This window comes from Neptuniibacter sp. QD72_48, assembly GCF_047778065.1.
In the GTDB taxonomy this organism is placed as follows: domain Bacteria; phylum Pseudomonadota; class Gammaproteobacteria; order Pseudomonadales; family Balneatricaceae; genus Neptuniibacter.
Window position 1 is genome coordinate 3,409,518 of the sequence record NZ_CP180547.1, and the last position, 23,682, is coordinate 3,433,199.

Consider the following 23,682-nt stretch of genomic DNA (forward strand, 5'->3'; position numbering starts at 1 on the left):
CTCCTTAACTATCAAAGTGCTCAGCACGGATACGTGTAACCGAACCGTTGATTTCATCTAATGCTTCGATCTGAGCAATTGCATCATTCACTTTTTGCTCAAGAACAGACTGAGTCAGGATAATTACTGGAACCTGGTCTTCAGCTGTTTCTTTCTGGATGATCGCTTCGATATTGATATCTTGCGCACCTAGGATGCTAGAGATCTTAGCTAGAACACCTGGTTTCTCCTGTGCGTTCATGCGCAGGTAGTAAGCAGATTCTGTTTGTTCAATTGGCAGAATCGGCGCATCAGATAGCTCAGTTGGCTGGAAGGCCAAGTGAGGTACACGGTTGTCACGATCAGCTGTTAGCGTACGAACAACATCAACGATATCCGCAACAACTGCTGACGCTGTTGGTTCAGCACCCGCACCTGCTCCGTAATACATAGTTTGGCCTACTGCATCACCGTCAACTAGCACAGCGTTCATTACGCCGTTTACGTTAGCGATTAGCGCTGATTCAGGGATCAGTGTTGGGTGAACACGCAGCTCAACACCATTGTCAGTGCGGCGAGTGATACCTAGATGCTTGATGCGGTAGCCTAGTTCTTCAGCATACTGCACGTCTTCACGTGTAATTTTGCTGATGCCTTCAGTGAATGCTTTTTCAAACTGTAACGGTACACCAAACGCCAAAGACGCAAGAATGGTTAGTTTGTGAGCAGCATCGATACCTTCGACATCGAACGTTGGATCCGCTTCTGCGTAACCAAGCTCTTGTGCTTCTGCCAATACATCTTCAAATGCACGACCTTTGTCACGCATTTCAGTCATGATGAAGTTACCAGTACCGTTGATGATACCCGCCAACCAGTTGATCTTGTTTGCAGAAAGGCCTTCACGGATCGCTTTGATGATCGGAATACCACCCGCAACAGACGCTTCGAACGCAACCATTACGTTCTTCTTCTGAGCCGCTTCAAAGATCTCGTTACCGTGAACCGCAATCAGTGCTTTGTTTGCAGTTACAACGTGCTTACCGTGCTCAATCGCTGTCAAAACAAGCTCTTTAGCAACGTCATAGCCACCGATCAGTTCAACGACAACATCGATTTCTGGATTTTTAGCTACAGCAAAAATATCGTTGGTAATCTGAGTGCCTTTGGTATCGCAATCTGGGTTTGTGTCGCGAGCACCAACCTCTTCAACAATAATCTTGCGGCCTGCTCGACGAGCAATCTCTTCCGCATTGCGCTTCAGCACATTAAATGTGCCACCACCGACTGTACCTAGTCCGCAGATACCAACTTTAACCGGTTTCAAACCTGCACCTCGCATGCTGTTGAACTAAAAAAAACCGCGATAGCCTCTTTTTTTCAGGCAATTACCGCAATCTACAAAAAATAAGGCGGGTATTATAGCCAAAACAAGGCAATAGCTCTATCTCTGAGCCCATTATGACCCAACAAATAAAAAAGGAGGCTATTTAGCCTCCTTCTCAGTACCGCAGTGGGTTATTTTTCAAGATCTAACAGGTTAACCAACTGCTGAGCTGGCGCATACCCTGGGTACAAACGACCATCTTCAAAAATAATTGCAGGCGTACCTGTCACACCAACAGACTGACCCAACTGCAGCTGATCTAATACAGGGTTATCACACGTTTTAGCTGCTGGGCGAATGCCTGATTTAGCTTGATCCATCGCTTGACGACGACCTTCAGCACCTTCAGCACACCAAATTGATACCATGCTTTTAAAAGTACCGGTACCGGTTCCATTTCGCGGGTAAGCCAAATAATTAACTTGAACGCCTTGCTCATTCAGAGCAGGAATCTCTGCATGGAGTTTACGGCAATAAGGGCAATCTACATCAGTAAAGATATTTACCGTCGCTTTTACTTCACCCTTAGGTTTATAAACAACTAACTTTTCTTCATCCAGATCAGCCATCTGAACTTTACGCTGTGCACTTTTCTTACGTTCGGTCAGATCAACAAACCCTTCTTTGTCAGTGAAGCGATAGAGTTTACCAATAAGAAAGTATTCACCCTTCTCATCGGCATATAGCACTTCACCACTATTTAACTCGACTTCACGCAATCCAGTTAAAGGCGCATCGCCAATCTCTTTCACAACGATTCGAGCATCTACTTTTTTAAGGTTCTGCTCGATAAGCCCTTCAGCTTCTGCTGCCATTACTGATGTCGCCACACACGCCCAAAGGCAAGCAAACGTTTTAAATAAGTTTTTCATAAAATTTCCAAATCTAATAAAGCTCAGACTTATCCCAATACCAAGAAGAGACTCTCGATCTCACGAAAAGTTCCACAGTCTAGCAGATTAACCTCGCGGGTGATGCTGCTGATGCAAGGATTGCAGTCGCTGTTGTGCTATATGGGTATAGATCTGCGTGGTTGATAGATCACTGTGGCCCAACAACATCTGAACTACACGTAGATCAGCACCATGATTGATCAAATGAGTTGCAAAAGCGTGTCTCAAAACGTGTGGCGATAATGGCTTATCAATACCTGCTGTTAGCGCATGACGTTTGACTCGATGCCAAAAAGTTTGCCGCGTCATCTGCTGACCGCGTCTACTTGGAAACACTACATCGCCAACCTCTTCACCCATTAGAAGAGGGCGTACTTGTGAATCGTAGCGCCTTACCCAACTAATCGCCTCATCACCTAAGGGTACTAGGCGCTCTTTACCGCCTTTACCCATGACGCGAATCACCCCCTGATTAAGATTCATTTCATGGACTTTCAGAGAGACCAATTCAGAAACACGCAATCCAGTTGCATATAGCACCTCCAGCATCGCGCGATCTCTAAACTGCACTGGATCATTTAGCTCTGGTGCCTCTAGCAAAGCTTCGACATCGGCCTCAGTTAAGGTTTTTGGCAGACTACGACCTTTTTTCGGGCTTTGAATTAGTAGCACAGGGTCTTCCTCTATCTCCCCTTCTCGAAGGAGATATCGGTACAAGCCTCGCAAGCAGGATAACATTCTGGAAGTTGAGCTCGGCCTTAACCGTTCTTTTACTCGCCACCCAAGGTAAGCCTGTATATCGGCCTTTGTACAAGTAAGTAAACGAACGGCATTGGGACGTAGCCAAATGGCAAACTGAGTTAGATCACGTCGGTAAGACGCTAAGGTATTATCACTTAACCCCTTCTCCATCCAAATCGCATCTAAATAGGTATCAATTAACTGCGCATCATTGGGATGCACAGTCTCGGCCTCACGTTTTACTACCACTTAAACTCCAAACGTCAGACAAACATACTAATGATATAACTTCGCACTTTGAATTTTATCGTAAGCCATCGGGTAAGTTGCTGTGCCACGACCACTAACGACTCGGTGCTCAACGGTAATGACCTTATCGGTTACAGCGACTAACCGTCCCTCTACTTTCTGACCAAAGTAAGTGTAGAGAATCACTGATTTCCCGATATGAGCTTCTAATTCCGTCACATCGATATCTTTGAAAGACTTTTCATATTCGATTTTAGGCTTCGGCTTCGGAAAAGGCTTTATTGCAGAACCCGGTTTCAGTTCTTCTGCAACCGCATCTACTGGCTCAGTCGTTTGAACCTCGTCACCCAATACAAATTCTGGCGTTTCCTGAGGCTTCATAAGCTCTTCAAGTAAACGCTCCCCTTCCAGGTCTGGTTCGGCCCAATCCAATCCATCCAAAGAAACATGCTTTTTGCTGAATTCAACATAGGGATTTAACTCACGCACAAGATCACTAGGGGTTTGAATCGACGCTAAGGACTGAACACCAAAACCTTTAGGAACATCCACACGTAGATAAATAGAACCACTAGGAGCATTTAAACCATCTAATGCTGTAAGAAGATCATCAGGAATTTTCCAACCTTCATACTTCAAACGCTTTGAAAGAAGGGATTTATAACGTTCCCTATATTGTTTAACTGGCTCTTTGTTTAGGCCAGCACAAAACTTATTACGCTTTTTGTTATAACCCCGATCAAAATATCGAGCTTCAAAATGCTTTAGTTGTGGCTGAGCAAACACGATAGACTGCATATTCAGTGCATCGCTCGCAACTTTGAGCACCAACGACATACTCATATTCGCGACCTGCTTTGTTCTACTTTGCAGATCAAAATTAAGCTCTTTATCTACTGAATCGAAATGATACTGAAAGGAAGCATCCGTGTTCAGTACACCATAGCCCATTTTACGGACCTCAGGCAGACCTATAAATTCCAAACCGCCACAAGCTAAAGCATCATAACCAGATCCAGCATTACGCTGAGAATCTAATGCAATTCGCCCCCAATCCTGTATATATCCGCTGTTCAGGTTTATATCGATACCTTTGATATCAACATTGAAGGCATCAGGTAGCTCACCCTTCGAGAGCTTTTCTTCCAATTCAAGAACAAAGCCCCATGAAGGCGCCTTCAGTACTGCCGACTGAACACCAATTTTACCTTCAGAGCCGGTTGGTACAAATGAAATACCTTTAAGCCCTACCTGAGCTTCAACAAGATCGATATGAATATCTTGATAACTCATTGCTGCAAAAGGCGCGATATCCTTTGCAAAGTTTTCCGCTGCAGCAGAGACTTTCCACCAGACAAAACCATACACACCAGCAAACAAGGCAATCGGCGCACAAATTACTGCCAGCACAGCTGCAATTTTTTTAATTACATTAACTTGCATAAAACCTAGCTCCGAAAGCTCTCCCTCTATGCACGGAACTCTAATGATAGTTGTTATTATGGGTGGGAATTGGCAAATCTGTCCAACCCTTTATCTATCCAATTGATACTTCTCAATTATTAAGTACAAAACAAAAACAAAAAAAGCGGCATAAAGCCGCTTTTTTTAAGAGAGAAAGGAGAATTAACCCAACTTCTCTTTGATACGTGCAGACTTACCGCTACGCTCACGTAGGTAGTAAAGTTTAGCCTGGCGAACATCACCACGACGCTTAACTTCAATGCTATCTACAGTAGTGCTGAACGTCTGGAATGTACGCTCAACGCCAACACCGTGAGAGATCTTACGAACTGTGAATGCAGAGTTTACACCACGGTTACGCTTACCTAGAACAACGCCTTCAAATGCCTGTAGACGTGTACGGTTGCCTTCTACTACTTTTACCTGAACTACAACAGTATCACCTGGTGCGAATTCTGGTACTTCTTTGTTCATTTGTTCAGCTTCAAGCTGCTGAATAATTAGGTTTTTGCCGCTCATCGCTTGCTCCTAAACATTCAACCTTCGGACCCTTGGGTCTCCCGGATAAAATCGGTTAACAATGACTTTTGTTCAGCGTCCAACTCAAGATTTTCCAGCAAATCAGGCCGGCGTTGCCAGGTTCTTCCTAATTGCTGTTTCAGACGCCAACGTCTGATCTCTTTATGGTTGCCGCTCAACAACACTTCAGGCACTTGCATATCGTCGAACTGTTCTGGTCGAGTGTAGTGAGGACAGTCAAGCAAACCATCATGAAATGAATCTTCGGTAGCCGAATCCTGATGCCCTAAGACGCCAGGTACTAAACGAGAAACAGCATCAATCATAGTCATGGCCGGCAATTCACCGCCACTGAGGACAAAATCCCCTAACGACCATTCTTCATCAATTTCCGTTTCTATCAGGCGTTCATCAATACCTTCATAACGCCCTGCTACCAGAATCAACCTCTCACGAGAAGCTAGTTCCTGTACTCCCTTATGATCCATACGCCGGCCCTGCGGTGAAAGATAAATAACTTTAGCTTCTCCACCCGCAGCTGCTTTTGCAGCATGAATAGCATCCCTTAGAGGTTGAACTTTCATCAACATCCCTGGGCCGCCACCATAAGGTCGGTCATCCACAGTTTTATGCTTATCATGTGCAAAGTCTCTAGGACTCCAGCACTGCATCTGTATCAAACCATTTTTCACCGCTTTACCTGTTACGCCGTAGCAACGAATTGCATCAAACATTTCAGGAAAGAGTGTCACCACCCCGAACCACATGGTTCAGAACTCTGGGTCCCAATCGACCCACATAGCACCTGTTTCCAAGTCAATCTTTTTAATCACCTGATCAGGAAGGTAAGGCAACAGACGCTCTTTTTGATCAATGCTATCTGCTGTGCCTTTTACCACCAGCACATCATTTGCACCGGTTTCCATCAGGCGAACCACCTTGCCTAACAATTGGTCAGACTCGGTATAAACTAATAGGTTTTGCAACTGGCTCCAGTAGTACTCGCCCTCTTCCAAATCTGGAAGCTGGCTTGAATCTACCGCAATATCGTAACCACAATACTTAGCGGCGATATCACGATCATCTACTCCTGCCAATTTAGCTATCAGACCTTTGCCATGACGCTTGCTGGCTTCAACCTCTACAGGTTTTAAAACACCATCAACCTTTAATAGCCAAGGTTTGTAATTGAAAATATTCTCCATAGGGTCCGTATGCGAGTAAACCTTTACCCAACCTTTAACCCCATAGACTGCAGTAATTTTTCCGACAATGAGTTGTTCATTATTTGGATTACTGCTCATTTTCAATCCTGATCAAAAACCTAAAAATTACTTAGCTGCTTTAGCTTCTTTTACTAGCTTAGCTACGCGCTCAGAAAGCTGTGCGCCTTTGCTCTGCCAGTATTCAACACGATCAAGATCGATACGAAGACCTTCTTCTTGACCACGTGCAGTTGGGTTAAAGAAACCAACACGCTCAATAAAACGGCTGTCACGCGCATTACGCGAGTCCGCTACTGAGATGTGATAGAAAGGACGCTTCTTAGCGCCACCACGAGACAAACGAATTATTACCATGCGTTAGACCCTTTTATTGAGTGGGTTTTGATATCGCCCACTGTTTGATGAACCAATCTGGTTTTAACGCAGATCGGACCGGAAAAATCAGGGCGGCAATTCTACGCGAATTTGCCGCCCTAATAAAGCTATTTCGTTTAATAAATGCGCAATTATTACATACGCGGGAAGCCGCCAGGACCACCCATGCCGCCCATGCCACCACCCATACCTGGAGGCAGCATGCCTTTCATACCACGCATCATTTTCGACATACCGCCTTTGCCGCTGAACTTTTTCATCATTTTCGACATCTGCTTATGCTGTTTAAGCAGGCGGTTAACATCTTGCACCTGAGTACCAGAACCCATAGCAATACGTTTTTTGCGGGAGCCAGAAATAATATCAGGCTTACGACGCTCCATCGGTGTCATTGAGTTAATGATCGCTTCCATCTGGTGCATACCTTTCTCAGCATTAGCAGCATCGGCCGCTTGCGCCAACTGCCCCATACCCGGCAGTTTATCTAGCATGCCCATCATACCGCCCATATTTTTCATCTGGGAGATCTGTTCGCGGAAGTCCTCTAGATCAAAACCTTTACCTTTTTTGATCTTCTTAGCGAATTTCTCTGCTTTCTGCTTATCGATCTTCTGTTCTGCTTCTTCGATAAGAGAAAGGACGTCACCCATGCCTAAGATACGGGAAGCGATCCGATCAGGGTGGAATGGCTCTAAAGCGTCAACTTTTTCACCTACACCCAAGAATTTGATTGGCTTACCTGTGATTTGACGTACAGAAAGCGCCGCACCACCACGGGCATCACCATCTGTTTTTGTCAGAACAACACCGGTCAGCGGTAGTACTTCATTAAACGCTTTGGCAGTATTCGCCGCATCCTGACCTGTCATTGCATCAACAACAAACAGGGTTTCGATAGGATTAACCGCTTCATGCAAGCGCTTAATTTCACCCATCATATCTTCATCAACGTGCAAACGACCTGCAGTATCTAGAAGAACGACATCATGATGCTGGATTCGCGCATGGGCAATTGCAGCATTCGCGATATCAACTGGATCTTGCTCAGCCGTTGATGGGAAGAAATCAACCTGCACTTCACCCGCTAGTGTTTCTAGCTGTTTTATAGCGGCTGGACGATAGACGTCAGCAGAAACAACCAAAACCTTTTTCTTTTCACGCTCACGCAGGTGGCGACCAAGTTTAGCGACAGAGGTAGTTTTACCTGCACCCTGAAGACCGGCCATCATTACAACAGCAGGAGGCTTAGCTGCTAGGTTCAGCTGCTCATTAGCCTCACCCATAACCTTGACCATCTCTTCATTGACGATCTTCACGAAGACCTGACCCGGCGTCAGACTCTTGGTTACTTCGGTACCTACCGCGCGCTCTTTAACGCTGTTTACGAACTCTTTAACAACAGGCAACGCCACGTCTGCTTCAAGCAGCGCCATACGCACTTCACGCAATGTGCCCTTAATATTGTCTTCTGTCAGTTTCGCCTGACCCGTGACTGAACGTAGCGTATGCGTAAGTCGTTCTGTTAAATTCTCAAACATGTCCTGCCCCACACTTCCTCTTCACAGACAGCCTTAAAAGGCCCATTAAATAGAGGAAATCGATAAACTTGGATTAATAATCGCAGTATTATACCGCACTCCAACCATCCTTAGCAGCCCCTCTTCTTTTATCCTTCATCTATCTGTGACAAACTAAGGCTCGATTTACACTCCACCCTGTAAACACTGTTCTCCAGGAACACTGGACAGAAGAGACGAAGATGTTATCCATTTCTACATTAATTGCCGTTCTGCTTTACTCAACCGCAGGTTTTTTACAATGGCAAATAATGCGCGGAGACCGCAAACAATCTCGCTCTATCAACAAATCCTTGGGACTAGCAGGGCTGGTAGCGCACACAGCTGCGATTTTTTTAGTTCTACACCAACCGGGCGGTATTAACCTCAGCCTATTTAGTGTTGGCTCACTGATTTCTTGGCTGGTAGCGGGTTTAGTATTACTCAGCAGCTTACGTCAGAGCATAGACAACCTATTTATCGCCGTATTCCCAATGGCCGCCATGACGGTATTAGCCACTTGGATTGCCGGTGTCGGCGAGGGCAAAGCCTACGATGCTGGATTGATCCTCCATATACTGCTATCTATCTTGGCTTATAGCATCTTCACCATTGCAACAATTCAAGCCATTTTGCTTTCACGCCAAGTTTCGGCGCTTAAGCATCATCACACACGCGGTTTAGTGTCCTCATTGCCACCATTACAAACAATGGAACGCCTATTGTTTGAGATGCTGTGGACAGGACTTACGCTACTAACTGCAGCACTTGTCACTGGTTTTATCTTCTTTGAAGACCTATTTGCTCAGCATCTAGTGCATAAAACCGTGCTTTCCCTGATTGCCTGGGGGCTCTATGCCATCTTGCTATTTGGCCGAAATAGTTTTGGCTGGAGAATAAATGCAGCCATCCGCTGGACAATCACAAGTTTTGTGATTCTGGCGATTGGTTTCTTTGGTAGCAAAGCCGTAATGGAATGGTTTATCTGATATTCAGATAAAAGCACGTATTAATCGAGAGTATGGCTTGACACTCTATTAGCCACATTTAAAAATATCCCTCCATTACTAATATAGGCATACCGTCTTGGAAGACGCATCGATAAGTTTTCTCTTGGGAGTCCTTGGCTTCCTGATCCTTTGTTCCGCTTTTTTCTCTAGTTCCGAAACAGGCATGATGTCGCTCAACCGATATCGCCTAAAACACTTAGTTAAGAAAAAGCACAGCGCCGCTATTCGCGTCAGCAAGCTCCTTGCTCGACCAGATCGCCTGATTGGCGTTATTCTGATCGGTAACAACTTTGTAAACATCCTTGCTTCGGCTATTGCCACCGTCATCTGTGTTCGCCTATGGGGCGACGCCGGCATTATGGTTGCCACCTTCGGCTTAACTGTATTGATCCTAATCTTTGCAGAAGTATCACCTAAGACGATGGCTGCGATTCACCCTGAAAAGATCGCTTTTCCTGCCTCTTTAGTTCTAGCGCCGCTTTTAAAACTGATCTATCCACTTGTATGGATCATCAACGGTATTACTAACAATTTCCTTAAGCTATTTGGCGTAAATGTAACCGGCGATAACAGTCATCACCTCAGCACTGAAGAACTGCGCACGCTGGTACACGAAGCAGGCGCACTGCTTCCGCAAAACAACCAAAACATGCTTCTTGGTGTCTTAGAACTATCAGAAGTAACTGTTAATGATGTTATGGTGCCACGTAACGAGGTACTGGGCATCGACCTAGATGATGACCTTGATACAATTATCGCGCAATTAAGCCGTACCGAGCATACTCGCCTACCTGTTTATCAAGGTGAGCTAAACAAAGTTGTTGGCCTACTGCACATGCGCAATCTAGCGCAGGTTTTCCACAGCGGCACAGTAACTAAGGCAGCGATCCTTCAAGTCATCAGAGAGCCTTATTTTATTCCAGAAAGCACCCCTTTGCAGACGCAGCTACTGCATTTCCAATCTCAAAACCGCCGTATTGGCATGGTGGTCGATGAGTATGGCGATGTGCAAGGCATTGTAACGCTAGAAGACATCCTAGAAGAGATTGTGGGTGAGTTGTCATCGAACAACAAAGAAGCCGATCAAGATATCTTTTTACAGGAAGACGGTAGCTACTTTGTCGATGGCACCGCTTATATCCGTGATGTAAACAAAGCGCTGGATTGGGAACTACCAACTGATGGCCCTAAAACTATGAACGGCCTAATTACAGAAACATTGGAATCAATTCCTGATGCTAACGTTTGTCTGCAGTTGGAACACTACCGCATCGAAACACTGCAAGTCAGCGACAATGTAATTAAAACCGCTCGCATCATCGCCCTGCCTAAACCGGTAGAAGAATAGAGTTCAGAAGATCGACTCCCTTGGTAACTGCTTTACTAAAGGGAGTCATTTAACCAAGCTTCTAACTAAGTTTAGCTCGAACGCTGTCCACTTTTTCCTGCATCGTTTGCTCTCTATCTGTACGCGTACCTAAGCGCATTGATGTCGTTATTCTCGGCGCGCCCATCTCATGTACCGTTTCATGACAGCGTTTCACCGCTAACATCACCTCATCCCAGTCACCTTCAACATTGGTGCCATATGCGTGCATCTGATGACTCAGACCTGCTTCATCAAAGATATTCTGACAAGCTGCCACATATTCAGATACTGAAACACCAACACCTAAAGGGACGATGCAGATATCAATCATAACCTTCATGTTGGATTACTCCGGCAACTGACCTTGCTCACGCAACTTAATCTTTTCCCAAACAGCGCGCTTTTCGTCATTTGAATAAATACCCCACTCAGCAATCTCGATACCACTGCGCTGACAGGCGATACATAAGTCATTTTCATCAAGCGCACAAACACCTACACAAGGGTTTGGCACAGGTTTGTTCTCTTGCTCGGTCATACTTCTACTTCTGAACGGTTAATTCTTTCTTAAATCGACGCATATTTTCGACGTAGTGAAGCGCATTCTGCCTAATGCCTTCCACCTGCTCGTCACTCAACGTACGCTTAATTACAGCTGGAGAGCCCACCACAAGGGAGTTATCCGGTATTTCCATCCCTTCCGGCACCAATGTTTTAGCACCGATCAAGCAACCTTTACCAATTTTGGCCCCATTCAAGACAACTGCACCGATACCGATAAGCGAGCCATCACCCACTTCACAGCCATGAAGCATCGCCATATGCCCAACAGTTACATCCCTACCGATGTTCATTGGGAAGCCGCTATCGGTATGTAACACCGAACCATCCTGAATATTACTTCCTTCGCCAATAACTATCGGGTCGTTATCGCCACGGATAACAACGTTAAACCAGATAGAAGCACAATCATGTAGCTCTACATTACCGATAACAGTCGCGTTATCCGCCACAAAGTGCTCTTCACCCACTAAGGATACAGCTTGCTCACCCAACGAATACAACATAGTCCCCCTCAAGAGCCACTAGTGAAATGACGAACTTTATGTTCGGGCCGTGGTTTCATTGGAATATTAGCTCCACAACCTTCATTTAATAACTCTGCCAACATATAGGCAGTTAAGCCCCAAATTATGTGACCATTAAACTCCCATGCTGGAACATAGATACTCTGATTTTTAAAACGTATCTCATCCGTTGAATAACGGTTATCCGCAAGAAAAAAACTCAACGGCACTGTAAAAATTTCATCTAGCTCAGCTGGGTTAGCAGTAAATTCAATATCTGAAGGGATCACGCCCACCCATGGCGTTACCTGCAATCCATGCTTTGATCTCACCTGTCCTAACTGCCCAATGACATCAACATGCCTAGGAGCAAGGCCAATCTCTTCTTCAGCTTCACGCAAGGCTGTAAATAGAAGATCCGTATCCGTGTCATCATATTTACCGCCCGGAAATGCTATCTCTCCACTATGAGATGACAGGGTTGCCGAGCGCTTAGTCAGCACAACATGCGGATCGTCATGATCGGTCAAAGCGATCAAAACGCTGGCTTTAGGCGATGTATCAGGCAAGCTGCGAGGCTCAAACCCCACTAAACGCTCGCGAATAATTGTGAGCATAAGCGTATCTTTTAAAACTGAAGGCCTGCATAGATTGAATACTATATAGCTTAATAGTAACAGAGCTTTTGAATGAACAGCCAAGAGAAACTTGGCCCTCGCTTTTTAATTACATAATGATAATCTAGGTTATTCGTGCATTTCTTGCCTTAAGACAGCTAACAAACCTAGGTTAATTCGATGAACTTTTGCCCAAACTGCGCCGGCTCACTTACTTTCAGTGTTCCTGAAGGGGATCATCTGCCTAGGCATATCTGTAACAACTGCAATACCATCCATTACTCAAACCCAAAGATTATTACCGGTTGCGTGCCGATCTACCAAGATAAAGTATTGCTTTGCAAACGTGCGATTGAACCACGCAAGGGCTTTTGGACATTGCCTGCTGGATTTATGGAGAACGATGAATCTACCTTAGAAGGCGCAAAGAGAGAGACTCGAGAAGAGGCAAATGCGGAAGTTAAGATCAGCCACCTCTACACAATAACCTCAATCGTGCATGTAAATCAGGTACAAATGCTCTATCTAGCTTATATGGATAAACCTGAATATTCGATCAGTCCAGAATCATTGAAAGTTGAGCTATTTAGTGAAGAAGAGATCCCTTGGGATGAACTCGCCTTCCCAACCATCAAGAAGGCGTTAACTTATTACTTTGCTGATCGCAAAAACAACCACTTCCCATTGCGGGAAAATGTTGTAAACCGCTCCATGCAACAACCAAAAGAAGCGGTTTAACTCATCACAAGCTCATAACTAGCTAAAGTAACGCTCAGTCACAGAATCAGCTGGGATCGGTTTCTCGTAATAGTAACCCTGCCCTTCCATACAACCTGCCTGAGCCAAGAACTCAGCTTGCTCAGCCGTTTCAATACCTTCAGCAACAGTAATCAAGCCAAAGTGACTGGCCACATCGATAATCGCCGCACTAATTGCAGCATCATCAGGGTTACCTGGCAGATCATCAATAAAGGCGCGATCGATCTTCAGTTGATCCAGATTGAAACGTTTCAAGTAAGCCATGCTGGAGTAACCCGTACCAAAATCATCCAGTGACAGCTGAACACCTAATTCTTTGAGATCATGCAGCAGCTGCAAGGTCTTATCCTGATCATGCATCAACGTGCTTTCAGTAATCTCCAATACCAGTGAAGCTGGGGCTATCGCAGAAATTTGTAGAGCAGCTCTAACCTCTTCAACCAATTCAGGTCTAAATTGACGAACAGACACATTCACCGACATCGTAAACGGCTGGTCGGACTGCTTGCCCCACTCAGCCGCTTGCTGACAAGCTTGCTGAAGCACCCAGCCACCAATAGGCAGAATCAAACCTGTTTCCTCAGCGAGCGGGATAAAGTTATTTGGTGGAACCAAACCTAAATTAGGATGCTGCCAACGAATAAGCGCTTCACAACCAGCTAAAGAGCCATCAGATAGATTTACTTGCGGCTGGTAATAAAGCTCAAACTCCTGATGTTCAATCGCTTTACGTAGAGCGATCTCAACCTGTAGACGCTCAGAAGCGCGTCGATTCATTTCAGCTGTGTAGAACTGATAATTATTGCGCCCCTGATTTTTAGCAAAGTGTACTGCAGCGTCCGCATTACGCAGCAATTGATCGAAGTCATCTCCGTCATCTGGGAATACGGAAATACCTATACTTGGTGTAATCATCAAATGACTGTCGCTTTGCAAAGGCTCTGATATTTTGTGAATAATGCGTTCACATAAATTCGCTGCCTGCTCTAAATTCTTCAAATTAGGCAAAAGGACACTGAATTCATCTCCGCCCAAGCGACTCACTGTATCGCCTTCACGCACCTCATGCTGAATGCGCTCCGCGACCATTTGAAGTATCTCATCACCAAAGCGATGCCCAAGGCTATCATTGATATTTTTAAAATTATCTAGATCAATATACAAAAGCGCAAAACGCTGTTTTGTCGCTCGACAGCTCAAAGAAATCGTTTGATCAACCCGATAGCCTAACAATCGTCTGTTTGGTAAATTAGTCAAAGAATCATAATCAGATAAGTAACGCAGCTTATCCTCTGCTTCTTTACGCTCAGTCAGATCAGTAATAGCCGCAATATAGTTCTGAACTTCACCTTGCTCATTGTGAGATGCACGAATAGAGAGCCACTGCGGGAATATCTCGCCATTCTTGCGACGATTCCAAATATCACCGCCCCAAGCACCTTTAGCGTCAATCTCGCCCCACATTTCCTTGTAGAAGTCGGCACTATGCTGACCAGACTGCAATAAACGCGGATTTCGCCCTATCACTTCATCAGCTGAATATCCCGTTATATCAACAAAAGCGTCATTAACCGCTAAGAGGCGACAATCAGCATCCGTCACCATAATCCCCTCACTAGCATTATCAAAAACGCGAGAGGCCAAAAGGAGTGCATTTTGTTTATTTTCAATTTCGTTCTGGTATTTACCAAATTGCCGGTTCAACCAACCAGAGAAAACAAACGTCAGCGACAGTGTCGCGCACGTAGCTAAAAACAGGAATGTATAGATCTGAGCGCGATCCTGGCGCATGGTCTTTTCAACCAGCTCCTTCTGTTTTTCCATCAACTTTTTAATGTCATCCGGATAGAAACCACCGACTAAAACCCAACCTAAATCAGGCACAGTTTCTACCAATGATATTTTCGGGTGAGGCCCCTCGCCGTTCGGGTAATACCATTCATATTCGATAAAACCGCCGCCGTTTTCGGCCGTTTCATAGATAAGTTCTAAAACTTTACGCTCTTTTGTACTCACTTTATCAGAGGGGTTATCCCCAGTTAGCGAACTTACGCCAGCAGTCGATAACAAATTCCCCTCGGTATCAAACACCGCGAGATAGCCATTTTCACCGAAACGAATGGTTTCCAAACGCTTTAAAGCTTCCTCTTTAAGATCATTCTCTATTTGATAGAGGTAATCACCCGCTCCAATAATCCATCTATAGGGTTCAAACGCTTTCACAAACGCGATCTTCTCCGTCATTTGGGTCTGATCATGCGGAGGATACCAGCGATAACGAGAGTACCCCTCCTTCTCTGGATTCTCTACGGCATCCAATAAACCACGCATAATGTAATGCCCAGTATCATCCTGATTATCATACAGAGACCGCCCTTCAACACCCGGCGAAGTAGGAAGCAAGATACAGATACCTTGATCATCATCGATAAAGATATAACCACGGCCATTAAAGAAACGAAGATCTCTCAAGGTTTCACGGATTAACGCTTTAACTTCTGCTTCAGGTCGTAAAGGTGATTCGCGGTCATAGATGGTTTGTGCGATCGTATGCGCTTTAAGGACTTCTTCACGAGATTTTTCTTTAAGAACAGCCTCTGCTTGGGCCACCATATACTGGATATAGTCTTTTGCACTATCGATTTCAGTAATTAGGTGCTCTCGCCCTTTATCCATAAACTCCTTCTCTAAAGAAGCTAGGCGATACTCACTATCTCGTTGGTTTTTGTATAAAAAATGCGTGGCAACAGCTGCTAATAACATGACTGCTATGGCAACTGATCCCCAAAGGAGGTAACGCGGCAATGCACCTACATTAGCGGGTGTCATAGAGGAAGCCCCCTATTCTTGCAACGATGGGTAGAAACCGCATCTACTTTCCCATCGCAATAAAGCCGATTGGCTGCGCACATCTGATATTTGGCCCAATACAAACAAAAAGAACCGACCCGCCACTGTAACAGATTTGGCGAAGTAGCAGACCATTCATCCGGTCAAAAAATTGATCTGCATCAAACTACCATAATTTATAGCCTTCAACAAAGAACAGAAGCTTTAAATTAGACCAGTACAGATGTGAACTAACGCAGATTTAGCTTTGTGTTTATTTCATCAATATAGCGCCGATAATCAGGGCTATCAGTGCGGCTATAGTTAAGATTTCGGAACAAACCTGTCAGGGTTACAAAATAATCCCTAACCTCAACTTTATCCTTAAACTCATTACTTGATGTAAGCGCCATTCTTAATAGTGAAAACAAAGCTTGCTGACGCTCAATAGGTACCGATATATCGACATCATCAAAGGCATCTTGCTGCAAGTAGACCTGATCTAAACAGATAGATTTGTGATAAAGAATGTAATCCTGCAAGGTAACACCCTCTTCACCTGTCACCTGCATCATTTGCTGAACTGCCTCACCTTGATCGAGCAATTGCTGCATATCCTTCACCTGAGAAACCCAATCAGCACCTAAATGCTCGGCATACCAATCTGCAAGCTGATCTAGATAACGCGACCATGAAATCAATGGATCTACCGCTGGATAAGCACGTTTATAAGCGCGCTCTGCACTCAAGCCCAAAAAGGTTTTCACCGTTCGCAATGTTGATTGGGTAACGGGCTCTTCAAAATTACCCCCAGCTGGGGAAACAGTTCCAATCAGGGTAAGACTCCCCATATCTCCGGCATTGTTTTCGATCAAACCTGCACGTTCGTAAAGTGCGCGTACAGCAGAATCTAAGTACGCAGGAAATGCTTCCTCACCCGGAATCTCCTCTAAACGTCCAGAAGTTTCTCGCATCGCCTGAGCCCAACGCGAAGTGGAGTCAGCAATGAGCAACACGTTATAGCCCATCTGGCGATAGTATTCAGAGATAGTAATCCCTGTATAGATCGATGCTTCACGAGCCGCCACAGGCATAGATGAGGTATTACAAATAATCACTGTACGATCCATCAAGGTTCCTCCTTTTGGATCCGGCATATTTGGAAACTCAGTGATAGTTTCCACCACCTCACCAGCACGCTCACCACAGGCCACAATCACCACGATATCAACGTCCGAGAAACGCGATATCAAACTCTGCAAGACGGTTTTACCCGCGCCAAAAGGCCCCGGAATACAAGCCGTTCCACCTCTTGCAACAGGGAAGAAGGTATCGATAAGGCGGATAGAAGTAAGCAGTGGTTCTTGAGGATAATGACGTTTACTGCTTCCAGACCGAAGCAAGGGCTCACTCACTGGCACACGCACCGGCCACTTTTGCTGCATAGTGACCTCTATTTCATTGCCTTGCTCAAGGCGTAGACGTGCAACCGGCGTCGTAACCGTGAAACTTCCTTCCTGAATCCAGCTGATTTCAGCCTCTCCATAGAGGTTAAACGGCGCCATGATCCGATGTTTAAATCGCCCTTCCTGAACATTGCCGATCAAATCACCTGCTTTGACTCGATCGCCAACCTTAACACTTGGCTGGAACGCCCAATGCTGCAGTTGATCGATCCCTTCAACTTCCAAACCTCGAGGCAGGAAGAAGCCATGCTGCGCAGCAATGATCTCTAGAGGGTTTTGCAAACCATCATAAACCTGCCCCAATAACCCAGGCCCGAGCGCAACCGAAAGCATTTCGCCACTTTGCCTAACCGGATCACCAACAGCCACACCACGGGTATTTTCAAACACTTGAACATCCGCTTCCCCGTGACGCACTCGAAGCACTTCCGCTTGCAAAAATTCCTGTCGTCCATCCACAGCAGTACGCACAGGGCAGATATACACCACTTCATTTTTCAGAATGGGATAAAACACACCTTCATCATCTTTACCCAGTTCGATGGTGACGATGTCATCTCGTACCGCAACAACCTGAGCTGTAATCTTTTGATTCACTAGGCTTCCCCCTGAGCTAACTGCTGCTCTAGGCCTGTAATTTTCAATAGCTGTAAATTTGCCCGATTAAATTCTGTGAAAGCGGTTTCAGCATCATAATTTAGGTGACGCTCTGCGAGACTCCAACGCAGCACAAAGCACGCTAGCGCTTCAAAACTAAACCCATTTTGTTTCTCACATAGCGCTAAATCTTGCCACAACCACTGGTTTAACGTTTGCTCCACCAGCATTGCATCCTCTTTAGCTAAAGCTCGCTGTAAAGGTTGTAGCTGTGGACACACGTCCTCTAAACCAAATCCGGGTTCAAACCAATGTCTACGAATACGCGGCAACCATCGGCCTACACCATAAAACAACGCCGAATTTTCCATACCTGCGGCACGACTGCGTAAAGCCGCCAACAGTGTTCTTAATTCAAAATGAAACAAAATCCGCTGACGTAGCACGTCGCTATTTACCTGATCGAGTTGATCTGCCCACTGGTACACAACCTCTTTATCCGTCAAGCCTCGCAACCTCTTCTCATCGGGATAATAAAGGCACTCAATCAAGGCTAACTGCTGTCGATCGACATCACTCAGCATGGTTAAGCGTTGATCTAGCGCTATGCGTGACAACGGCATCTGCTGACACTGTTCTAGATCAGGCAGCCATGGTAACGCAGTAATTAAGGTGTAATAGTCCGACACTAGCGAATCACTCCCTCAATGATCGCTCTAAATCGGGGCTGAAGATGTTTTAACAACAATTTGGATATAGCTTCACTACTCAGATCAACTTCCACCTCTTCTCCTTGCAAACGAACACGGATTCCTTTGCCTTGGTGAAGGTCAAAACTGACCCCACCCCGCATCTGCTCAGCCGCAAGAGACTGAACAAACTGACTTAATATTCCCTCTCTATACTCCTTGGGGTTTCTGCGTAATTCATCCAAGCCGATGTAATCATCAGGCAGGAGCAGCTCGATTTCAGAGGCATCTGCGATGCCGTGATCATGACTTGCTTTAGCCACGAGAGATAGAATCAAGCTACGCATAAACTCAGCATTATCCATCTGCTGTGCAACCAAACGTTCCACTTGATCAGTAAAAGAATGAGATAAGGTTTCTCTGACCTCCAAATGCATATCGCGAGCAGCGATCCTTAATGCGTCTTCGCCAGACTGCTGCAGCTTTTCAGCTTCTTTGCGTGCCTTGCTAACAATCTGCTCTGCTTCTTGCTTGGCTTGCGATAACAGCCAATCCGCACGATGTTCAGCTTCTTCAACCAAGGCCTCAGCCTCATGCTGTCCCTTTTCCACACCCTGCTGGCGTAACTTTTCGATCAACTCTTCAACACCTGAAGATGCATGAGTTTTATGTTCATTACTCATCAACACTCCCCCATTACAAAGGCACGCCTGCACTAATAACCAGCGCAAAAATAAATGCGAAGACTGCAAAACCTTCTACAATTGCAGCGGGCGCTAACGACATACCAAATATCTCAGGACGTATTTTGGAGACATTAATCGCAGAAGCACAGCAACGCCCCTGCCAAGCAGCACTAAACAGCAAGGCCAAACCACATAAAAGGCCAATGGCAGCCAAGCCCGGTGCGTTATCGATAGTTATCTCTCGATTCAACGCAAACATCACCACGATGCCGTAGATAGATTGCGACGATGGCATCGCAGCCACACCGATATAACGACCATGACCTGTTTCGGTTTCTAGCAGTGCACCACAGGCAGCTTGACCTGCCTGCGCACAACCAATCATGCTACCGATTGCACCCAACGCCATTGGGCCATATAGACCAGCCCAACCTAAAGCAATAATCAGGTTATCCAAGGCGAAACCTCCCGTTTAGCAAACGGCTGAAAAGCATAGCCTTCATCCGCAAGACTCCAGTTATAAAATTCGATTAAATTCAGACGCAAACCGTGAATCACGCCACTGATCACAGTGAGAACGAAATTGAGAAGATGACCCACCAGCAAGATAAGTACTTTAAATAACAGGCCAATTGCAGGCAGAGCCGCCGCAACATCAGTAGCCAGTTGATTAAAGGTCATCGCCAAAGAAGCACTGGCCAATCCCAAAGCAAAAAGACGCAGATAACTGAGAACATCACCAAAAATTTTGGTTATCCCAGCAAGGGCTAACACACCATCGAAGAACCGACCCACGCTCCATTCTGACTTTTCACTTGAGAAAAGAAGAACCAGTGATAGGCAAGCTGTCAATAACAACCAATGTAAAAACTCAAATCCAGCGATCCAGCCCCACAGCGCTACGGTAACCGAGCCTGCCCAGCCTAAGGCTGCATACATTCGAGTGGTTCCACGCCTGACCCATGCCATCATCAAGTTAGCCAAAATCAGGTGTACGGCCCCAACAGATATTGAGAGCAACATCATGCTGTCAAAGTCATTCAGATCCATCAGTTTGAACCCCTGTAACCACGCAAAGGGGGCTTGGGCACCGAAGTAGCTCCCCACCAACACGCCCCAGATAAAGCCTGCCACCGCTAACGCTGCTCCCATCGCGCGCAAACGCAGCCCCGTTTCAGAACGCCCCATATCTCGCCAGTAAAACAGCAAGATTGCAGCCAGCAACAGCGAGTAGCCTGCATCGGACATGATCAACGCAAAAAAACTAACAAAGGAAAAGAACACCACGCGCGAAGGGTCCCAACTGCGATAACCAGGCATTTGGAAAAAATTCACCACCTCTTCGCCACCAGCAACAGAGGTTGGGTTCTGTAATAGTGTCGGGGGCAGCTCATCAGGTTTAGGAACTTCGAGCTGTAACACCATACTTTGCTGATCAGCAAAGCGCTGTAACGACGCTATGCTGTCCTCAGCGACCCAGCCCTGAATGGCAAAGATCTCATCCCGATCCAAAGTCTGATCAGATACCTCAGCCAATTGCGCATCATCCTCGGTACCCGCAATGGATCTCTGCAGGAGATAGATCCACCGTGTAAGCGCCTCGCGTTCGGCTTCAACTGTTTCCAACTCAACCTCGATATCTTCCAATTCACGTTGCAACTGCTCGAGTGGAATAGCACCGGTATGAGTGCGGGTCACAGGCATAGCGTTTAACGGCGGCTCTGTTTCTGAAATAACCGTGATATAGCTATAGCGATTATCTTGATGGACCCTTTGCCAAGGCAGCTCCGCTTTCTCTACCTCTTTCATCTTGTAATTAGGCACAAGATAAAACCACAAACGACGACCGTATAATTCGCCTTCCTCGGGCAAGATAAAACTACCCCAAGGCTTGAGATCCTTTATACGTTTACGCAAAAAATCATGCCGTTCCACTAGCTTCAGGCGCAAACTACGGTTTTGATCAACTTTGTCTGTGACCTCTAGCAGATCAAAATGACGTTCGCTCACTACCTGCTTACGCTTTTGCTTAGAGTTCAGCAGATAGTGCAACACGCCATGGAGCTGTTCTGGGCTCACTTGATGCTCTAACTTCACTTGAGATTTTTGCGGCGCTACCAAAGGAATAACATGCATGACTCCCAAGGCTTGCAAAGCATCGAGAATAGACGCCTTTTCCTCTGTTAACCCAACCAAGGTTGCTTTCTGTAGAGACAGAATACTCACAGTTTCAGCCTCCGACGTTTATTCTTCGCAATTTTTGCGCGCACAACGCCCGCACGCTCAGCATCTGATAATGCGATACGGATCTTTCGAATATTTTTTTCAGTCTGCGGAATTAAAACCTTATCGAATAGATTTAAGCGCTGGGTCGTTTTCTGCAATCCAGCTTCCAATATCTGCAGGCGTTGTTGATAGATTCTGATCTCCACTTCCAACTTTAAGGCCTGTTCCTGCAGTAATAAAACGGTGTCGACCCAATGGGGCAACACCAAACGCGAGTATTCAGATAATTCAACATTAAATTCTGCTAGTTCAGGCAGTTCTAACCCGACTAAATTGCTGTATTTCACCTCAACCTTTTGAACCTGTAACAACTGGCTAAGCTTAATCTCCGCACCCGCTAGCATTGGTAGTTTTTCAGATACACAAAGGTGAAGATCTTGTAGCTTTAGTTGGTTAGTTTGCAGAAACTGCTGGGCTTCTTGCCTCGCAGCCAGAAGCTGTTTCCGCTTTAAATCTAAGGCGGGCACGAACTGACGAAACGCTTTTAAACGTCCGCCTTCGCGATTTAATGTGGACTTATTGAGTGCCAGCTTAGCCACAATCCATCCTTAAACTTGAGCCAAGTTTTGCGCAGGAAAATACTTATCCACCAACGCCTGCTTCATCAACAGTTCTTGTGACTGAAAGCACTCCGCCAGTGTCTGCCAACACTGATCTAATGCCTGCTCTAACGACATAGTGACATGAATATCCATAAACCGATCGCTGAACAGCTCACCGAATTTAAGTAAGCGTTCGTCATACTCACTTAGCTCAAACGACATCGCCTGCTTCTGCGCTGCATCCTGAGATTCCGCATACAAGCGCACCATAGTGTTCATGATTTGACTATGATCTTCTCGGGTGACTTTGCCAATCACATGCTGCTTTAAGCGCGAAAGCGAGCCGAAGGGATCGATCACACCATCATGCAGATAGAACTGACCTTCGGTGATATAGCCGGTGTTATCTGGCACGGGGTGGGTAACGTCGTCACCCGGCATCGTTGTAACCGACAGAATGGTTACGGAACCTGCGCCTTTATAATCGCAGGCTTTTTCATAACGCCGCGCTAGTTGCGAGTAGAGATCACCGATGTAACCCCGGTTTGATGGCACATGCTCCATAGAGATCCCTACCTCTTTGAGTGCATCAGCATAAGCGGTCATATCAGTAAGCAGCACCAGCACCCGCTTACCTTCTTCAACAGCAAAACGCTCAGCCACCGCTAATGCCATATCTGGAACCAGCAAACCTTCTACGGTAGGATCCGATCCCTGATGAACAAACATCACCGTTCGCGCTAGCACACCTGCGTCCTCAAAGGCCTGACGAAAGAAGTAGTAATCATCAAACACTAAGCCGATACCACCGAAAATTACGACATCCGCATCAGCATGCGTTCCGATCTGCGCTAACAGCTGGTTATAAGGCTCTCCCGCTACGGAAAAAATGGGGATTTTTTGACTCTCAACCAGACAGTTAAACACATCAATCATCGGCACATCGGTACGAATCATATGTGATGCCAATACACGTCTAGCAGGGTTTACTGTGGGACCATCGATCTCAATTTTAGGCTCTTCTGTTAGCATTGGACCATTATCGATTGCCCGTCCAGTACCTGAGAAAGCACGCCCTAAAATATTTGGAGAGAAAGTCACTTCCATCGAGCGACCTAGGAAGCGAACCACCGAATGAGTTGATAGCCCTTTGGTACCCGTGAAGACCTGAAGGGAGACCTCCTCACGATCAAGCAAAATGACCTGAGCCAAACTCCCTTCAGCGCCTTCATGTTTGTCATTTTCGATTAAAGCCAAATCACCAAAACAGATAGACGATGCACCATCTGTTAGCGGCACATGCACTTTAACTATGTCACCAACAATTTCCAGAATACGAGAGTAACGTACCAATAACTGCGTCACTTCTACCTCCC

Annotated in this window: 24 protein-coding genes; 3 read left to right on the top strand and 21 right to left on the bottom strand. The window is 45.8% G+C overall.

What is annotated here, in order from left to right:
* Window positions 1-4: 4 nt before the first annotated feature.
* The 9 genes from ACMXYX_RS15535 to ffh form a co-directional block, all read right to left on the bottom strand.
* Entirely contained in the window at window positions 5-1,306 is a 1,302-nt protein-coding gene (locus ACMXYX_RS15535; RefSeq protein WP_415897046.1) for a homoserine dehydrogenase, read from the bottom strand.
* 191 nt (window positions 1,307-1,497) lie between these two features.
* Window positions 1,498-2,238, bottom strand: coding sequence for a DsbC family protein (locus tag ACMXYX_RS15540; RefSeq protein ID WP_415897047.1), 741 nt, complete (start codon window positions 2,236-2,238; stop codon window positions 1,498-1,500).
* Window positions 2,239-2,325: 87 nt separating this feature from the next.
* Entirely contained in the window at window positions 2,326-3,171 is an 846-nt protein-coding gene (gene xerD, locus ACMXYX_RS15545) for a site-specific tyrosine recombinase XerD (protein ID WP_415906832.1), read from the bottom strand.
* Window positions 3,172-3,276: 105 nt separating this feature from the next.
* Window positions 3,277-4,692: a hypothetical protein gene (locus ACMXYX_RS15550; protein ID WP_415897048.1), complete on the bottom strand. Its 1,416-nt coding sequence runs from the start codon at window positions 4,690-4,692 to the stop codon at window positions 3,277-3,279.
* A gap of 183 nt (window positions 4,693-4,875) precedes the next feature.
* Window positions 4,876-5,232: a 50S ribosomal protein L19 gene (rplS, locus tag ACMXYX_RS15555; protein ID WP_415882552.1), complete on the bottom strand. Its 357-nt coding sequence runs from the start codon at window positions 5,230-5,232 to the stop codon at window positions 4,876-4,878.
* Between the two features lie 17 nt (window positions 5,233-5,249).
* Window positions 5,250-5,999: a tRNA (guanosine(37)-N1)-methyltransferase TrmD gene (gene trmD / locus ACMXYX_RS15560; protein ID WP_415882553.1), complete on the bottom strand. Its 750-nt coding sequence runs from the start codon at window positions 5,997-5,999 to the stop codon at window positions 5,250-5,252.
* Between the two features lie 3 nt (window positions 6,000-6,002).
* Window positions 6,003-6,536 carry a ribosome maturation factor RimM gene (gene rimM / locus ACMXYX_RS15565; protein ID WP_415897049.1) on the bottom strand — a complete coding sequence of 178 codons (534 nt, stop codon included), beginning with the start codon at window positions 6,534-6,536 and terminating at the stop codon, window positions 6,003-6,005.
* Window positions 6,537-6,563: 27 nt separating this feature from the next.
* On the bottom strand, window positions 6,564-6,812 hold the full coding sequence (gene rpsP, locus ACMXYX_RS15570) for a 30S ribosomal protein S16 (protein ID WP_415882555.1): 249 nt from the start codon (window positions 6,810-6,812) through the stop codon (window positions 6,564-6,566).
* A 155-nt stretch (window positions 6,813-6,967) separates the two neighbouring features.
* Window positions 6,968-8,371, bottom strand: coding sequence for a signal recognition particle protein (ffh, locus tag ACMXYX_RS15575; protein WP_415897050.1), 1,404 nt, complete (start codon window positions 8,369-8,371; stop codon window positions 6,968-6,970).
* Between the two features lie 221 nt (window positions 8,372-8,592).
* Here ffh and ACMXYX_RS15580 point away from each other — a divergent pair, with 221 nt between their 5' ends.
* Window positions 8,593-9,378 carry an inner membrane protein YpjD gene (locus tag ACMXYX_RS15580; RefSeq protein ID WP_415882557.1) on the top strand — a complete coding sequence of 262 codons (786 nt, stop codon included), beginning with the start codon at window positions 8,593-8,595 and terminating at the stop codon, window positions 9,376-9,378.
* Window positions 9,379-9,475: 97 nt separating this feature from the next.
* Complete coding sequence (locus ACMXYX_RS15585; protein WP_415882558.1) at window positions 9,476-10,747, top strand: HlyC/CorC family transporter; 1,272 nt, start codon at window positions 9,476-9,478, stop codon at window positions 10,745-10,747.
* A gap of 61 nt (window positions 10,748-10,808) precedes the next feature.
* Here the strand turns inward: ACMXYX_RS15585 and ACMXYX_RS15590 are convergent, their stop codons facing one another.
* Genes ACMXYX_RS15590 through ACMXYX_RS15605 form a run of 4 tightly spaced genes read right to left on the bottom strand, consistent with a single transcriptional unit; the run spans window position 10,809 to window position 12,452 of the window.
* Window positions 10,809-11,108, bottom strand: coding sequence for an MTH1187 family thiamine-binding protein (locus ACMXYX_RS15590; RefSeq protein ID WP_415906232.1), 300 nt, complete (start codon window positions 11,106-11,108; stop codon window positions 10,809-10,811).
* Between the two features lie 6 nt (window positions 11,109-11,114).
* Window positions 11,115-11,306: a DUF1289 domain-containing protein gene (locus ACMXYX_RS15595; protein WP_415882560.1), complete on the bottom strand. Its 192-nt coding sequence runs from the start codon at window positions 11,304-11,306 to the stop codon at window positions 11,115-11,117.
* A gap of 4 nt (window positions 11,307-11,310) precedes the next feature.
* On the bottom strand, window positions 11,311-11,835 hold the full coding sequence (locus tag ACMXYX_RS15600) for a gamma carbonic anhydrase family protein (protein WP_415902167.1): 525 nt from the start codon (window positions 11,833-11,835) through the stop codon (window positions 11,311-11,313).
* 8 nt (window positions 11,836-11,843) lie between these two features.
* Window positions 11,844-12,452, bottom strand: coding sequence for a CoA pyrophosphatase (locus ACMXYX_RS15605; RefSeq protein WP_415902168.1), 609 nt, complete (start codon window positions 12,450-12,452; stop codon window positions 11,844-11,846).
* A 180-nt stretch (window positions 12,453-12,632) separates the two neighbouring features.
* Here ACMXYX_RS15605 and ACMXYX_RS15610 point away from each other — a divergent pair, with 180 nt between their 5' ends.
* Window positions 12,633-13,190, top strand: coding sequence for an NUDIX hydrolase (locus ACMXYX_RS15610; protein WP_415882563.1), 558 nt, complete (start codon window positions 12,633-12,635; stop codon window positions 13,188-13,190).
* An 18-nt stretch (window positions 13,191-13,208) separates the two neighbouring features.
* On the opposite strand, the gene ACMXYX_RS15615 is transcribed toward ACMXYX_RS15610, so the two are convergent.
* The 8 genes from ACMXYX_RS15615 to ACMXYX_RS15650 all read right to left on the bottom strand — a co-directional run bounded on the left by ACMXYX_RS15615 (window position 13,209) and on the right by ACMXYX_RS15650 (window position 23,671).
* Complete coding sequence (locus ACMXYX_RS15615) at window positions 13,209-16,040, bottom strand: cache domain-containing protein (RefSeq protein WP_415906233.1); 2,832 nt, start codon at window positions 16,038-16,040, stop codon at window positions 13,209-13,211.
* A gap of 251 nt (window positions 16,041-16,291) precedes the next feature.
* Window positions 16,292-18,103, bottom strand: coding sequence for a V-type ATP synthase subunit A (locus ACMXYX_RS15620; protein WP_415906234.1), 1,812 nt, complete (start codon window positions 18,101-18,103; stop codon window positions 16,292-16,294).
* Window positions 18,103-18,792: a DUF2764 family protein gene (locus ACMXYX_RS15625; RefSeq protein ID WP_415906235.1), complete on the bottom strand. Its 690-nt coding sequence runs from the start codon at window positions 18,790-18,792 to the stop codon at window positions 18,103-18,105. Before ACMXYX_RS15625 ends, ACMXYX_RS15620 begins: the two co-directional genes overlap by 1 nt.
* Window positions 18,792-19,475, bottom strand: a complete 684-nt coding sequence (locus tag ACMXYX_RS15630) for an ATPase (RefSeq protein WP_415885979.1) — start codon at window positions 19,473-19,475, stop codon at window positions 18,792-18,794. Before ACMXYX_RS15630 ends, ACMXYX_RS15625 begins: the two co-directional genes overlap by 1 nt.
* 13 nt (window positions 19,476-19,488) lie before the next feature.
* Complete coding sequence (locus tag ACMXYX_RS15635; RefSeq protein WP_415882568.1) at window positions 19,489-19,935, bottom strand: ATP synthase subunit C; 447 nt, start codon at window positions 19,933-19,935, stop codon at window positions 19,489-19,491.
* Window positions 19,923-21,704, bottom strand: coding sequence for a V-type ATP synthase subunit I (locus ACMXYX_RS15640; protein ID WP_415906236.1), 1,782 nt, complete (start codon window positions 21,702-21,704; stop codon window positions 19,923-19,925). The genes ACMXYX_RS15635 and ACMXYX_RS15640 overlap by 13 nt, the downstream gene beginning before the upstream one ends.
* Entirely contained in the window at window positions 21,701-22,303 is a 603-nt protein-coding gene (locus ACMXYX_RS15645; protein WP_415906237.1) for a V-type ATP synthase subunit D, read from the bottom strand. The genes ACMXYX_RS15640 and ACMXYX_RS15645 overlap by 4 nt, the downstream gene beginning before the upstream one ends.
* 9 nt (window positions 22,304-22,312) lie before the next feature.
* On the bottom strand, window positions 22,313-23,671 hold the full coding sequence (locus ACMXYX_RS15650; protein WP_415906238.1) for a V-type ATP synthase subunit B: 1,359 nt from the start codon (window positions 23,669-23,671) through the stop codon (window positions 22,313-22,315).
* Window positions 23,672-23,682 lie beyond the last annotated feature (11 nt).